This is a genomic window from Roseateles sp. P1_C6 (assembly GCF_056406315.1).
The window spans coordinates 57,362-70,906 of the sequence record NZ_JBFUAK010000013.1; the positions used below are offsets into that span (position 1 = coordinate 57,362).

Annotated in this window: 9 protein-coding genes; 1 reads left to right on the plus strand and 8 read right to left on the minus strand. The window is 69.1% G+C overall.

Annotation, left to right across the window (positions count from 1 at the left end):
• The first annotated feature begins 54 nt into the window (after window positions 1-54).
• The gene (locus tag AC1D29_RS26015; RefSeq protein WP_477902997.1) at window positions 55-1,488 is read left to right on the plus strand and encodes a cryptochrome/photolyase family protein; all 1,434 of its coding nucleotides are present in this window, start codon (window positions 55-57) and stop codon (window positions 1,486-1,488) included.
• Here AC1D29_RS26015 and AC1D29_RS26020 read toward each other — a convergent pair.
• From AC1D29_RS26020 to AC1D29_RS26055, 8 genes are all read right to left on the minus strand, one after another.
• Entirely contained in the window at window positions 1,469-2,086 is a 618-nt protein-coding gene (locus tag AC1D29_RS26020) for a hypothetical protein (RefSeq protein ID WP_477902999.1), read from the minus strand. The genes AC1D29_RS26015 and AC1D29_RS26020 overlap by 20 nt on opposite strands.
• Window positions 2,087-2,536: 450 nt before the next feature.
• Window positions 2,537-3,574: a GGDEF domain-containing protein gene (locus AC1D29_RS26025; RefSeq protein ID WP_477903002.1), complete on the minus strand. Its 1,038-nt coding sequence runs from the start codon at window positions 3,572-3,574 to the stop codon at window positions 2,537-2,539.
• Between the two features lie 4 nt (window positions 3,575-3,578).
• Window positions 3,579-9,464 (minus strand): hybrid sensor histidine kinase/response regulator, encoded by a 5,886-nt coding sequence (locus tag AC1D29_RS26030; protein ID WP_477903004.1) that lies wholly within the window; start codon window positions 9,462-9,464, stop codon window positions 3,579-3,581.
• Between the two features lie 32 nt (window positions 9,465-9,496).
• Window positions 9,497-11,863, minus strand: a complete 2,367-nt coding sequence (locus AC1D29_RS26035) for a methyl-accepting chemotaxis protein (RefSeq protein WP_477903007.1) — start codon at window positions 11,861-11,863, stop codon at window positions 9,497-9,499.
• Window positions 11,864-11,932: 69 nt separating this feature from the next.
• Window positions 11,933-12,463, minus strand: coding sequence for a chemotaxis protein CheW (locus tag AC1D29_RS26040; protein ID WP_477903009.1), 531 nt, complete (start codon window positions 12,461-12,463; stop codon window positions 11,933-11,935).
• 2 nt (window positions 12,464-12,465) lie between these two features.
• Window positions 12,466-12,831, minus strand: a complete 366-nt coding sequence (locus AC1D29_RS26045) for a response regulator transcription factor (protein ID WP_056875021.1) — start codon at window positions 12,829-12,831, stop codon at window positions 12,466-12,468.
• Between the two features lie 25 nt (window positions 12,832-12,856).
• Window positions 12,857-13,246, minus strand: a complete 390-nt coding sequence (locus AC1D29_RS26050) for a response regulator (protein WP_477903012.1) — start codon at window positions 13,244-13,246, stop codon at window positions 12,857-12,859.
• Window positions 13,247-13,307: 61 nt separating this feature from the next.
• Entirely contained in the window at window positions 13,308-13,460 is a 153-nt protein-coding gene (locus tag AC1D29_RS26055; RefSeq protein WP_394471142.1) for a rubredoxin, read from the minus strand.
• Window positions 13,461-13,545 lie beyond the last annotated feature (85 nt).

Genomic DNA, 13,545 nt, shown 5'->3' on the forward strand with positions numbered 1-13,545 from the left:
GCCTGACGGGGCCTGGGCACCAAACGGCGCGCGCAATCCACCTATCCTGCGGGCATGGCTCCCCTCCTCGACCGCTCGCTGGTCTGGTTTCGCCGCGACCTGCGGGCCGACGACCAGGCCGCGCTGTACCACGCGCTGAAGGCGTCCAAGGCAGTGTTCTGCGCCTTCATCCTGGACCGCGACATCCTCGACGCCCTGCCCCGCGCGGACCGGCGCGTGGAATTCATCCTCGGCGCGCTGCAGGTGCTGGACGAGGATTTGCGCGCCCAGGGCGGCGCGCTGATCGTGCGGCACGGCTTCGCGGCGGACGAGATCCCCCGACTGGCGGCGGAGCTGGGCGTGCAGGCCGTGTTCACCAACCATGACGACGAACCGCAGGCGCTGCGACGCGACGCACTCGTGGCCGACCTGCTGGCCAGCTTCAACGTCGAGCTGCGCACGTTCAAGGACCATGTCATCTTCGAGCGCCGCGAGGTCATGACCGCCGCGGGCGGGCCGTACGGCGTGTTCACGCCCTACAAGAACGCCTGGCTGCGCAAGGTGGACGGGTTCTACCTGAGCAGCTACCCGGTCGAGCGCCATGCGGCGAGGCTGGCCGGGACCGCGCTCGCCAAGGGTGTGCCGTCGCTGCGGGACATCGGTTTCGAGCCTGCCGGGCTGATCGCGCATGTCGGCCAGGGCAGCCGCGGCGCCGAGGCGCTGCTGGACGATTTCCTGGACCGCATCGACCAGTACGAGGCCAAGCGCAACTTTCCCGCCGTCAAGGGCCCCAGCTACCTGAGCGTGCACCTGCGCTTCGGCACCGTGTCGATCCGGCGCCTGGCGCGCCTCGCCCACCAGCGCATGCTGGGCGGCGACCATGGCGCCGAGGTCTGGTTGTCGGAGCTGATCTGGCGCGATTTCTACCACCAGGTCATGCACCACCATCCACACGCGATGACGGCGGCCTTCCGCCCCGAGTACGACGCGATTGCCTGGGAGACCGGCCCGCAAGCCGACTCGCTCTTCCAGGCCTGGTGCGAGGGCCGCACCGGCTACCCGCTGGTGGACGCCGCCATGCGCCAGCTCAACCAGACCGGCTACATGCACAACCGCCTGCGCATGGTGACGGCCAGCTTCCTGACCAAGGATCTGGGGCTGGACTGGCGGCGCGGCGAGGCCTACTTTGCCGAACAGCTGCTGGACTTCGACCTGGCCGCCAACAACGGCGGCTGGCAATGGGCCAGCAGCAGCGGCTGCGACGCTCAACCCTATTTCCGCATCTTCAACCCCACCAGCCAGAGCGAGAAATTCGACCCCGAGGGCCGCTTCATCCGCCGCTACTGCCCGGAGCTGGCGGATCTGCCCGCGCCGGCCGTCCATGAGCCCTGGAAGGCCGCGCCGCTGGAGATGCAGGGCCGCGACTACCCGCGCCCCGTCGTCGACCATGCGGCCGCACGCGAGCGCACGCTGGCGCGCTATGCCGTCGTCAAGAGCCGGGCGTTGTAGGCGGCGCGGTGCGGTAGGCCGGGCTGTCGCGCAATCGTGCGATCTGCTCGCGCCAGGCCTGCAGGCGTTCGCGCACCGGGCCGTTCAACTGGCGGGCGACGGCCAGGTGCAGGTCGGTGCTGATCAGCGGCGTGGACAGGGCTTCCAGCGCCGGCTGGGAAGCCGCCAGCGCCTGGAACTCCTCGCGGCTCATGGCCGCCAGGTCGACGCGCCTGGCCAGCAGCTTGGCCAGCAACTGGTCGTTGGCCGAGGCCTTGTCATCCAACGTCACGCCCAGGCCTTGCAGCCGCTGCACCAGCGTCGAGACTCCGCGCCTTACGCCCACCACCGGGCTGGCCGGCAGGAAGCGCAAGCCGTCCCACTCCACAACGTCGCCGCGGCGGCGCACCAGGACGAACTGAAAGCGCGCCATGCGCAGCCCACTGTCGACCTGACCCTGAGGCCCGAGCGGGAAATCGAGGTCGCCCATGTAGAGCGGAATGGCCGGCAGCGGCATCGCATCGATCTCGCCGCTGGTGAGGCCAAGCCGGCAGCGCGCGCTGGGTTGGCGCAGCACCGTCACGGCCAGGCCGACATCGCGGCCGGCGTCGATGAGCAAGCGGTTGAACAGGCCGGGACGCTGCGGGTCGCGGTAGGAATACGGCGGGGCGTCGATGTCCGGCAGGCAGACCTTGACCGCGACCGGCCGCCTGGAGCGCGAACGCCCATAGGCACGCCATGCCGGCCACCAGCCGGCGTGCGTTGTCTGCGAGCGTCATGAAGCGGCCCTTGTCCCGAGGCGGTGGGCGATGCTGCCACACCGCTCCTCGTTCAGGCGCGCGGAAGCAGGTCAAGGTGACACTGATCGTGTCGTTGTAGGCGTCGGGTCGCTGGCTTGTCGTTTAGATGCCCCGACTGCGTGACTGGCAAGGTCGTCTTGAGCCGCTGCTGGTTCGCCTGCGTGCGTCGCGCAGCAACAGCGCGGCCACGCCATGGCCGAGGCAGCTAAACAGCAAGCCGCGGTCTTGCCGCGCGCAACGAAAGCGTGAGGACGGCAGCGCCGCCGGCGTCAGAACAGCTCGACGTCGCTGAGCTGCGTGGCTTCCAGGATCACGCCGCTGGCGACCAGCGCCGCGTAGTTGTGGACCTGGTTGCGGCCATGGCCCTTGGCGTGATAGACGGCCTTGTCGGCGCGCTCGAAAGCGGCGGCCGGTGCATCGCCCGCGCGCACCTCGGTAAAGCCGATGCTGACGGTGATGCGGCCCACCTGCGGGAAGGCATAGCGCTCGGTGTTCAGGCGCAGGCGCTCGAACGCCTCACCCGCGTGGACCTCCTCGTCGCAGCGCATCAGCACGACGAACTCCTCGCCGCCAAAGCGGTACAGCAGGTCGTGGAAGCGGAACGAGCCGCGCATCAGCCGCGACAGCAGCAGCAGCACTTCGTCGCCGATCAGGTGACCGAAGCGGTCGTTGACGGTCTTGAAGTGATCGATGTCGATGACGCCCAGCACATAGTGCGGCGTGGCCGTCTCGTGGCGGCGATCGTCGGCCTCGCGGCTGACGTCCGGCCGCACCGGGATCTCGGAGAGCACCTTCAGGAAGCTCTCGTCAAAAGTCTTGCGGTTCAGCAGCCCGGTCAGCGTGTCGCGCTCGGAGTAGTCGAGCAGGCCCTGGAAGTTGTGATAGATCCGCAGCACGCTGCTGACCATGCGCTGCGCACCCGTGCCCAGGCGTCGCGTGGACAGGATCTCGATGACGCCGACGACGTCGCGATCGGTGGCGATCGGGAACAGGTAGAGCCACTGGCCGCCCTGGGCGACCTGGGTCACGCTGCGGCTGCGCATCGCGTCCAGGCGCAACGGGTGGTCGGCCGTCTTGGGCAAGGCCTCGGGCTTGGCCCACAGCGGGTCGGCCGACGCCACGGCATCGCCGGCGCGCAGGTGGGCGCGCGTCAGCCAGCGCTCGTCGCCGGGCTCGCCGACGCTGCGGTAGATCGCGACCGACTCGGGTTCGAGCAGGTCGCGCAGCGCCATGACGAGCGTGACGTCCATGACGTCGCGGTCACGGAACCCCGTCAGCTCGGCAAGATGGTCGACAACCTGGGACATGTCGTCAGGCTACCACCGCGGCCTGCGTGTACTGGCGAATCAGGCTCAGCACATGCTCTTCGTCATAGGGCTTGCCAAGGTAGTGGTCGACACCCAGCTGGGCCGCGTAGTCGCGGTGCTTCTGCGCGATGCGCGAGGTGATCATGATGACGGGCAAGCCGGCCAGCCGCGAATCGGCGCGCATGTTGCGCACCAGGTCGAAGCCGTCCATGCGCGGCATCTCGATGTCCGACAGCACCACCGACGGCAGCTCGTCGCCGGCCAGCTTCTCCATCGCATCCAAGCCGTCCTTGGCCAGCGTGACGCGATAGCCCACGCGCTCCAGCAGACGCTGGGTCACGCGACGCACCGTCAGCGAATCGTCGACCACCATCACCAGCGGTGCCTGCGGCGCGTCCTCGATGACCGTCACGGCCGGCAGCGGCGACTGCGACAGCGCATGGGCCGCCGCCAGGCGGGCCTGGGCGTCGACGCCGTACCAGTCGGCCAGTGCGACGACGTTGTAGATCAACGCCACCTCGCCCGACGCCAGCAGGCTGATGCCCGCCAAGCCCGGCACGCGGTTGAGCTGGGCACCCAGGTTCTTGACGACGACTTCCTGGTTGCCGATGACTTCATCGATGTGCAAGGCCAGCGAGCCCTGCGCGCTGCGTACCAGCACGATGGGCGCGTGGCGCCCGTGCGGGTGGCCGCGGCCGCCATGGCCCAGCAGGCCGCCCAGCCAGTAGAAGGGCAGCTCGGCGCCGGCGTGTTGCAGCTTGCCGGTGGCATAGGCAGCTTCCACCGCATCGACCGGCACACGCTGCACGGATTCCATCAGCGCCGCCGGTACGGCGACGACCTGGTCGCCACTCCTGAGCAGCACGATCTGCGTCAGCGCGGTGGTCAGCGGCAGGCGCAGCAGGAAGTTGGTGCCCTCGCCGGCGACGGATGCCGTCTCGATGCTGCCGCCCAGCGTGCCAACCTCAGCGCGCACGACGTCCATGCCGATGCCGCGACCGCTGAGCTCGGTGATCTGGCTGGCCGTCGAGAAGCCGGGCGCGAAGATCAGGCGGCGCAGTTGGGCATCGTCGGGCTCGGCGTCCGGCGCGATCAGGCCCAGCTGCAGCCCACGCTCGCGGATGCGGGCGAGGTTGAGGCCGGCGCCGTTGTCGGCGAAGTTCAGCAGCACTTCATTGCCATGCTGGCTGACCTCGATGCGCAGCGTGCCCACCGGGTCCTTGCCGGCCGCCGTGCGCACGTCGGCCATCTCGATGCCGTGGGCCACGCTGTTGCGCAGCAGGTGCTCGAAGGCGCCCGCGGTCCGCTCCAGCACGGAACGGTCCAGCTCGGTCTGGCCACCGCTGATCTCCAGCTTGACCTGCTTGCCGCTGTCGCGCGCGGCCTGGCGCACGACGCGGTGCATGCGCTCGCCGATCGAGTCGAACTCGACGAGGCGGGTGCGCAGCAGGTCGTCCTGCAGCTCGCGGGTCAGCCGTGACTGGGCGGCCAGTTCGTCTTCACCGGCCTGCACGTTGCGGCCCAGCGTGCGCTGCAGCGTGGCCACGTCACCGACCGACTCGGTCAGCATGCGGGTCAGTTCCTGGAAGCGGGTGTAGCGGTCGAACTCCAGCGGATCGAACTCGCGGCCACCCTGCTGCGCCAGCTCCTGCTGGGCGTGCATCTGCGCCTCGGCCTGCAGATCCAGTTCGCGGAGCTGGGTGCGCAGGCGCTCCAGGTTGTCGTCCAGATCGAGCAGCGCGCCCTTCATCTGGGCCAGCTCGGACTCCATCCGCGCACGGCGGATGCTGACTTCGCCGGCCTGCGTGGCCATGCGCTCCAGCAGGCTGCCGCGCACGCGCACCAGCGCCTGGCCGATGGCCAGGTTGTCGCTGCCGGCGGCCACCTCCGCGGCATCGGTGAAGCGGCTCCAGTCGATCTCGCGGGCCGGCTCGGGTGCCACGTCGGCAACCGGCAGCGGGGTCGCGAAACGGGCCAGCAGTTCGGGTCGCGGCTCGACGGCGGGAGCGGCCACCGGCGCGCTGACCGGTGCGGCTGCCACCACGGACGCCGCCACGGCAGGCGCCATCAGGCTGCGGCCCAGCTGTTCGAAAGCGTGCTCCAGCGCATCACCCTCGTGCTGCAAGGCCTGCACCTGGCCGAACTCGGCGGTACCGGCACGCAACAGCGCCTCGATGGCGGACTCCAGGTGGTGGGCCTGTTCGCCCAGGCGCATGGCGCCGGCGAGACGGGCGCCGCCCTTGAAGGTGTGCAGGGCCCGCATGCAGGCATCGGAGCGACCCAGCTCGCCCGGGTGCGCCAGCCAGTCGCGCAGCGCAGCATGCAGCTGCTGCAGCAGGTCGCGACCCTCTTCCTCGAAGATCGGGTAGAGCTCGGGTTCGATGTTGTCCGGCAGGCCCGGCTCGGGCTCAGGCTCCACCGCGGGCTCGGGGACCGGCTCGCTGGCCACCACCTCGGCGAGCACGGGCTCCGGCAGCGCCTCATCCAGCGCGGCAACGCTGGTGTCGTGGCTCGCGCGCAGCGGGGCCTCGTCCAGCGACGCCGCAGCCGTCATCGGCTCATCCTGCGGCTCGTAGGTATGCAGACGGGCGACCACGTCGGGGTCGTTGGGCTTCAGGAAGCCCGCAGCGAACTGGTGCAGCAGGCGGCGAATGTCGTCGGCGGCGCGCACGAACAGGTCGACGTCGGCCTGCTCGTAGCGCACGGCGCGCTGGGCGCGACCGAGGGCGTGCTCCAGCTCGCGGGCCAGCAGGGACAAGTCGTCATAGCCGACCGTGCCGGCATTGCCGGCCAGTGCATGGGCCTGCACCTCGCAACTCTGCGGCACCGGTCCGCTCAGCTCGGCGGCCCATTCGGCCAGGCCGATGGACAGCTTGCGCGACAGCTCGTCGGCCTCGTTCAGGAAGATGTTGAACAGCGCGATGCTGATGCGCAGCGGGCCGATGACCTTGAAGCCTTCGTCCGGATCGAGAGCCTCGGGCTCCGGTTCAGGCGCGGGCGCCTGGACCAGGCTGAGCAAAGGCTCGGCGGGCTGCAGCGCCGGGATGGCCAGCGTGGTCTCTTCCGGCCGCGGTGGCGGCTCACCCACGGGCATGACCTCGAAGGTCGCGGGCTCATCCAGATCCAGCTCGAGGCGGAAGTCGGCCAGCGTCTGTTCCTCGCGCGGTGCCAGCGGCATGGACTCGCTCGGCACGGGATGCGGCATCGTTTCCGCGAAGTCGCTCAGGTCCAGCGTGGGCTCATCGTCGGGCAGCGTCAGGCTGGCCACGGCAGCGATCTCGGCCTCGGTCGGCTGGTCGCCGAGGGTCGCCGGCTCGGCGATGTCCAGCACGAAGTCGGGCGCGATCGGCAGCGCTTCTTCGTCGTTGGCCGCCACCGGGATGTCGACGGCCTCGAGGACAGGTTCGCCCTCGGCCACCAGTTCGGGACCGAACTCGACAACCTCGATGACTTCGGCGCTTGCCTCGGCTTGCAGCGGCAGATCGGGGCTGGCCACCGCCGGCGCCTCGACGGTCTCATGCAGCGGCAGCGCCTGGCCGTGCAGGCGCAGCGCGTCGGCGCTGCGACGCAGCGGGTCGGGCAGGCTGTGGCCCGCCGCATTGCCGGCGATCTGCTCGCGCCAATGGGCGAAATAGTCCAGCGCCTCGGTCGTGAAACCCGCCAGTGCCGCGTCGGCCTGGGGATGGGCCTCCGCAAGGCGGGCGTTGTAGAGCTGTTCGCAGGCCCAGGCGCCTTCGCCGAAGTCGTTCAGGCCCACCATGCGGGCGCTGCCCTTCAGCGTGTGGAAGGCACGGCGCACGATGGTCAGCTGACCTTGATCGGTCGGCGACTCGCGCAGCGCCTCCATGGCGGCGCGGGCGTTCGTGATGACCTCGTCGGCTTCCTCCAGGAAGATCTCGCGCATCTCCGGGTCGTCGGCGACGCTGGGGCCGCTTTCGACCACGGGTGCCGGGGCCGGCGCGGCGGGCGCGGGCTCGGACAGGTCGACGTCGGGCAGGCTGAGATCGGGCAGGTCCAGCGAGGCGAAGTCGATGCGCAGCGGCTGCGTCGCGTCGTGGGCGGGTGCGACCTCGGGCTCGAGGTCGACATGGAAGCCGCTGGCCTCGAAGTCGGGCAATTCGACGGCGCCTTCGCGGCGACCCATGACGGCGTCAAGCCGCCCGGTGGCCTCGTCAAACTGGAACATGCGCTTGGCCAGCTGCGGCTGCACGCTGAGCATGTCGATCAGGAAGCCCAAGGCGCCAAGGTTGTTGGCCAGACGCTCGAAGACACCGCGGGCACCGGCGCGCTCGAAGTCGATCTCGGTGCTGGCGAGGCTGTCGACCTCGTCGCGCATGCGCAGCGTGGCCTGGGCGGCCTGGTCCAGGCCCAGCACGCTGAGCACGCCACGCATGGCCTGCAACTGGCCGGGCACGGGGATCAGCAGCTCGCGCTGGGTGGGGCTGCGGAAGTAGTCGTCGCACTGCTTCTCGACCTCGGACAGGCTGGCACGCAACTCGTGAACGACGCTGCCCAGCGTCTGCCGGTCGGAGACCCGGCGGTACAAGTCCTCCATCCAGTCTTCCAGCGGCTCGGCCGGCTGGCCGTGGGCGACGGCCTCGACACGGCGCGCCAGGCGGCGCACGCGGTCGGCCTGCTCGGGCTGGTCGAAGGCGGCATCTTCCAGCGCAGCCTCGACATACAGCAGGCTGGTGGCGACTTCCATCGCCAGCGCCGGTGTCGGCGCAGCGCGCGAGCGCAGCGTCGCCACGACGGCGCGCTGCAGCGTCTGCGCCAGCACCTCGCCGCTGGGGAACAGGCGGGTCAGGGATTCGGCCAGCGCGGCGAATTGCTCATCCAGGCCGGCCAGCCGGTGCTGGTCGCCCTCGGCGGCGCTGGACCAGCTCTCCTTGGCCGCGAGCACGCGGCGCTTGGCCTGCGCCACCCAGGCGGGGTCGATGCGACCGAGGCTGGCGTCTTCGTAGTCGCCGCCTTGCTCGTCGCCCAGGCGGTAGGCCTCGTGAACGGCCGTCAGGCGCGGGCCGGCGCCCTTGGTGATGCGGCACTGCGCGCAGAAGAACAGCAGGTCCTGGGCGAGTCGTTCGCGTTGCGGGTCGTTCTGGTCGCCCTGCCCCACGAGCCGCAGCTCATGCAGCAGCCTGGAGCCCAGGCGCTTGGTGTAGGCGTCGCTGACTATCAGCTTCAGCGCCTGACCTTCGAACACGGCGGCGGCCAGCTGCCACAGCGTGCGACCCGTGCCGGCCGGCAAGGAGGCGGCAAGGCCCGCGCACAGGCCGGACAGGTTGGCCGCATGCGCCGAGCTGGGCTCGCGCATGTGACGCAGCAGCGCGGCTTCGAAGGGCGCGCGCACGGCTTCGGGCGAACGGGGCAACACGCCCGCTTCGAGCGGGATGCTGCGCCAGGCCCAGTCGTACTGCCAGAGGTCGGCCGGGTGGATGCGCTCGGCACCATTGAGCTGCTGCAGCTCGCGGTAGCTGGGGTACAGCGCCAGCGTCGAGGTCTTGTTGCCAGCCAGCAGGCGGGCGACATAGGCGAGCAGCGCGAAGTCGGCGCGCTCGATGGTCTCGACGGTGCTGGTCTCGACTTCCAGCGGGCGCTCGGCCAGCCGCGCGACGGCCGTCTCGGCGGCACGCAGCACGGCAGCACCCGCCGGCAGCCCGACCAGCGACAGCACGCCGCTGACCTGGTGCAGCTGGGCGGCCGCCTGCTGCAGCGGCAGGCTGGGCTGGGCGTCGCCACCAAAGGCGGAGAGGCGGTTGTCGCTGCCGTCGCGCACGAGGCGATGCAGGGTCTTGTGAACCGCCTCCAGTGAACGGCGCAATTCCTCCTGTACCCAGGCCAGTGGGCTGAGGTCGGCCGGGAGTTCGGAGTCTCGCAGGGAGCTGTCCATGCCTGGGCTTTCTTGCTCGGTGCGGATGGTGTTCAAGCGACCTTGAATCGGGACACGGACGTGCGCAACGCCTCGGCCGACCGGGACAGTTCATGCACCATCTGGGCCGTGGAGCGCGTGCCTTCCGAAGTCTGCTCGGTCACCGCGAAGATGTGCTGGATGTTGGAGGCCACCTCGTTGGCGGATGCGGCTTCCTGCTGCGCCTGGTTCGAGATGCGGCCGATCAGTTCGTCCAGCTGACGGGACACGCTGTCGATGTCTTCCAGCGCGCGGCCGGCAGCGTCGGACAGCTGGGTACCTTCCACCACACCGCGCGTCGAGCGCTCCATGGCGGCCACGGCGTCGTGGGTGTCGGTCTGAATGGTCTTGACCAGCGCGGCAATACGGCGCGTCGCGTCGCCGGAGCGTTCCGCCAGGCGCTGCACTTCTTCCGCCACCACCGAGAAGCCGCGACCGGCCTCACCGGCGGACGCCGCCTGGATGGCTGCGTTCAGCGCCAGCACGTTGGTCTGTTCCGTAATGTCCGAGATCAGCTCGGTGATTTCACCGATTTCCTGCGAGGACTCGCCCAGACGCTTGATGCGCTTGGACGTCTCCTGGATGGAGTCGCGGATGGTGTTCATACCGGCGATGTTGTTCTGCATCGCGGAGAGACCCAGCTCGGCGGCCTGCCGGCTCTGGCGCGCCACCTCGGCCGTCGTCTGCGCCTGCGCGGACACGTCGGTGATTCGGCTCGCCATGCCCAGCACGGCCTCGCCGGTGGCGCGGATCTCGTGCAGCTGCTCCTTGGACGCGGCCAACAGGTCGGTCGACGTCTGGTCGACCGCGCCGGTCGTGTCCGTCACCCGCGCCGCCGTGGCCTGCACCTGGCCCACCAGGTTACGCAGCTCTTCCACGGTGTAGTTCACCGAGTCGGCGATGGCGCCGGTGATGTCCTCGGTCACGGTGGCTTGCTGCGTCAGGTCACCTTCAGCGACCGTGGACAGTTCGTTCATCAACCGCAAAATGGCCGCCTGGTTCGCGTCGTTGACGCGCTTGGCCTCTTGCTCCTGGGCCTCTGCCTCGCGACGCTGCGAGTCGGCCAGCGTGGCGCGCTCGGACTGGTCCGCCACGAACAGGCGCAAGAAGCCGAAGGCACCGCCGACCAGCGCAGCCAGCGAAGCCAGCATCAGCAGGATCAGGCCGATGCCCGCGCCGCCGGATTTTTCGAGGTCGGCCGCGGCCTGCTCCAGGCCTTTGCGCAGCGGTTCGGAGTCGTTCAGGATGGCTGTCTGCGCTTCACGCGCCGACACCAGGCCCTGCAGGTTGCCCAGAATGGCGGACGCCTGCGTGCGGGTCTGCTCGTACTGCTTCAGCAGCGTCTGCAGGCGTTCCTTCAGCTGCGGGTCGCGCGCCGCGTTCAGGCGCAGCTCGGGGCTGCCGCTGATCAGCGCTTCGGTGATGAGCTTGAAGGAGTTCAAGTCCTTGCCCAGCAGGAACACGGCTTCGGGGCTCACGCCTTCCTGCGTCAGGAATTCGTTGGCGCTCTTGCCGATACGCTGGGTCAGCATGACCAGCTGGCCGACCGCGGAGACCTCGCCCGCCGACGAGCCGATCTGCAGCGCTTGAGATGACACGGCCTCAGCGCTTTCGAGCAGGTCGCTGGACTGGCGGTTGATGGCGCGCAGCGCCGTACCGACCTGCGTCAGGATCTTTTCCTGGGCTTGCACGACCTTGCCGTTCTTCTCGGCGCGTTCGACCAGCGGCTTGATCGATTCCAGCGTCGGCTGAACGGCAGCCGGCGCCACGGCCAGTTCGCCCTCGCCGGTGCGCAGGTTGGTGACGACGCCACTGAGCGTGCCGACCGACTCGCGCAGTTCCGCGAAAGCCGTGGGGTTGCCCACCAGGGCCGCCGACACGGACTTGGCCATGCGCTGCGAATGCATCAGCGCCTGACCGGCCGCGCGCACCTGCGCCGCGCTGCGGTTGGAGCTGACCAGCACCAGGCTGACCGAGGCGGCCGTGCCGATGAGGCCCAGCACGACGAGGCCCGTCAGCACGCGCTGGCGGTAGCGGCCAAACAGGTCGCCCAGCTTCTCGGCGCCGGTGGCGGCAGGGGGCGCCAGCATCGTCGGGTCGGCGGCCTGGGTGGTCTGCGCGAAGTTGAGCGAGCTGGCCGGGAACTCGCTGTTCGGGCCGGGCTCGGTCGGCACGGCCGGCGAGATGATGGAGGGCGCCTCCGTGCGCACGAAAGCTTCGGTGCGCGTGGGCAGCTCGATCCCGGCAAGGGTGGAGTCGGCGTTGCGCGTCGTGTCGAAAACGGCACCGTGCGAATCGATGGTCGTGTCGGCAGCCTCCGGCGCTGCGTGCGGCAGCTCATCGGCTTCGGACTTTCCCCTGATCTTGTCCAGCAGGCTCATCTCACCCTCGTCCTTCAGTGTTTGTGGTGCCCGCGCTCCAGCGCGAGCCGTGAGGCTTGTCAAAGTCCATCACGCGACGATGTGCAGGAAGTTCTCCTGCTTCGACAGCGCTTCGAGATTGATTTCTTGCCAGTTGCGACCGGCTTCGTCGCGCCGCAGCGCGCCGGCAAAACGCGGCAGCGGCCCGGCGGGCTGCTCGGCGGCCAGCGGCAGTTGTTCGTCGCTGCGCAGGCCGGCCAGACGGTCCACCAGCAGCGCACAGTTCAGATTCAGGTCGGTGCCCAGCGACACCAGCCGCGCCTGGGGCGACACGCTGCGGTTCATCAGCGGCTCGCGCAGGCCGAGATAAACGGCCAGGTCGACCACGGTGAACAGGCCGCCGCGCAGATTGGCCACGCCGGTCAGCCAGGGCTTGGCATAGGGCACGGGCTTGATCGGCACCGGCGCGAAGATTTCGCTGGCCTGCTTCAACGAGAACAGCAGGCCCACGCCCGCGCACTCCACGGCCAGCCAGTTCGCGATGAGCGTCTGCTCCCGCGCGGCCTGCATGCGCTCGGCCAGGCGCTGCTGGAGTTCGCGGAGGGCGGTTTTGTTTGCCATGTTCAGCCGAGGGCTTTGATCTTGGCCAGCAGTTCTTCGGCCTTGACGGGCTTGACGACGTAGTCGCTGGCGCCCTGGCGCATGCCCCAGACCTTGTCGGTCTCCTGGCCCTTGCTCGTGCACATGATGACGGGCACGCCGACATAGCGCTCATCGCGCGTGATCGCGCGGGTCAGCTGGAAGCCGTTCTGGCCGGGCATGACGACATCCATCAGGATCAGGTCGGGCTTGGCTTCGGCCAGGCGCTTCATCGCCTCTTCGCCGTTCTCGGCCGTGCGCACGCTGTAGCCGCGCTTGACCAGCATCTCGGACAGCGCGTGCAGTTCGGTCTTGGAATCGTCAACCAGCAGGATGTTGTGAATGCTCATGGCGTTGTCTCTCAATAGGTGCTTCTCAGGGCCGGTGCTGCAGCACCGCTTGAAGCAGCTGGTCCTTGGTGAAAGGCTTGGTCAGGTAGTCCTGCGAGCCCACCATGCGCCCGCGGGCCTTGTCGAAGAGGCCGTCTTTTGACGACAGCATGATCACCGGCACTCCCGAGAACTGCGGGTTGCGCTTGATGATCGCGCAGGTCTGGTAACCGTCCAGTCGGGGCATCAGGATGTCGCAGAAGACGAGGTCGGGCCGGAAGTCCCCCAGCTTGGCCAGCGCGTCGAAGCCATCCTCCGCCAGGGCCACCTCATGGCCGCCCTGCTTCAGGAAGATCTCCGCGCTGCGGCGGATGGTGTTGCTGTCGTCGATGACCAGGATGCGGGTGGGTCCCGCACCGGAAACTTGCTCGTTCAAACCTCGTCTCCTCGGAACTTCAGCTCGGGGCCAGGCCCTTTCGGCGGTTTGTGAGGCCGAGTCAGATGCGCACCATCTCGAAATCCTCTTTGCGTGCGCCGCAGTCGGGGCAGACCCAGTTCATGTCGACGTCGGCCCACTTCGTGCCCGGCGCAATGCCGTGCTCGGGATCGCCCGTCTCCTCGTCATAGATCCATCCACAGATCAGGCACATCCAGGTACTGGGTTCGCTCACGGTGCTCAGAGTTTGCTCACTACAATCGAATCATTCTAGCCAGGGCCCGAGAGCGCAATGCTGA

Coding starts and splice junctions, on each gene's coding strand:
- AC1D29_RS26045 (WP_056875021.1), bottom strand. CDS start 12,831: ATGAGCATTCACAACATCCTGCTGGTTGACGATTCCAAGACCGAACTG.
- AC1D29_RS26030 (WP_477903004.1), bottom strand. CDS start 9,464: ATGGACAGCTCCCTGCGAGACTCCGAACTCCCGGCCGACCTCAGCCCA.
- AC1D29_RS26055 (WP_394471142.1), bottom strand. CDS start 13,460: ATGTGCCTGATCTGTGGATGGATCTATGACGAGGAGACGGGCGATCCC.
- AC1D29_RS26040 (WP_477903009.1), bottom strand. CDS start 12,463: ATGGCAAACAAAACCGCCCTCCGCGAACTCCAGCAGCGCCTGGCCGAG.
- AC1D29_RS26025 (WP_477903002.1), bottom strand. CDS start 3,574: ATGTCCCAGGTTGTCGACCATCTTGCCGAGCTGACGGGGTTCCGTGAC.
- AC1D29_RS26015 (WP_477902997.1), top strand. CDS start 55: ATGGCTCCCCTCCTCGACCGCTCGCTGGTCTGGTTTCGCCGCGACCTG.
- AC1D29_RS26035 (WP_477903007.1), bottom strand. CDS start 11,863: ATGAGCCTGCTGGACAAGATCAGGGGAAAGTCCGAAGCCGATGAGCTG.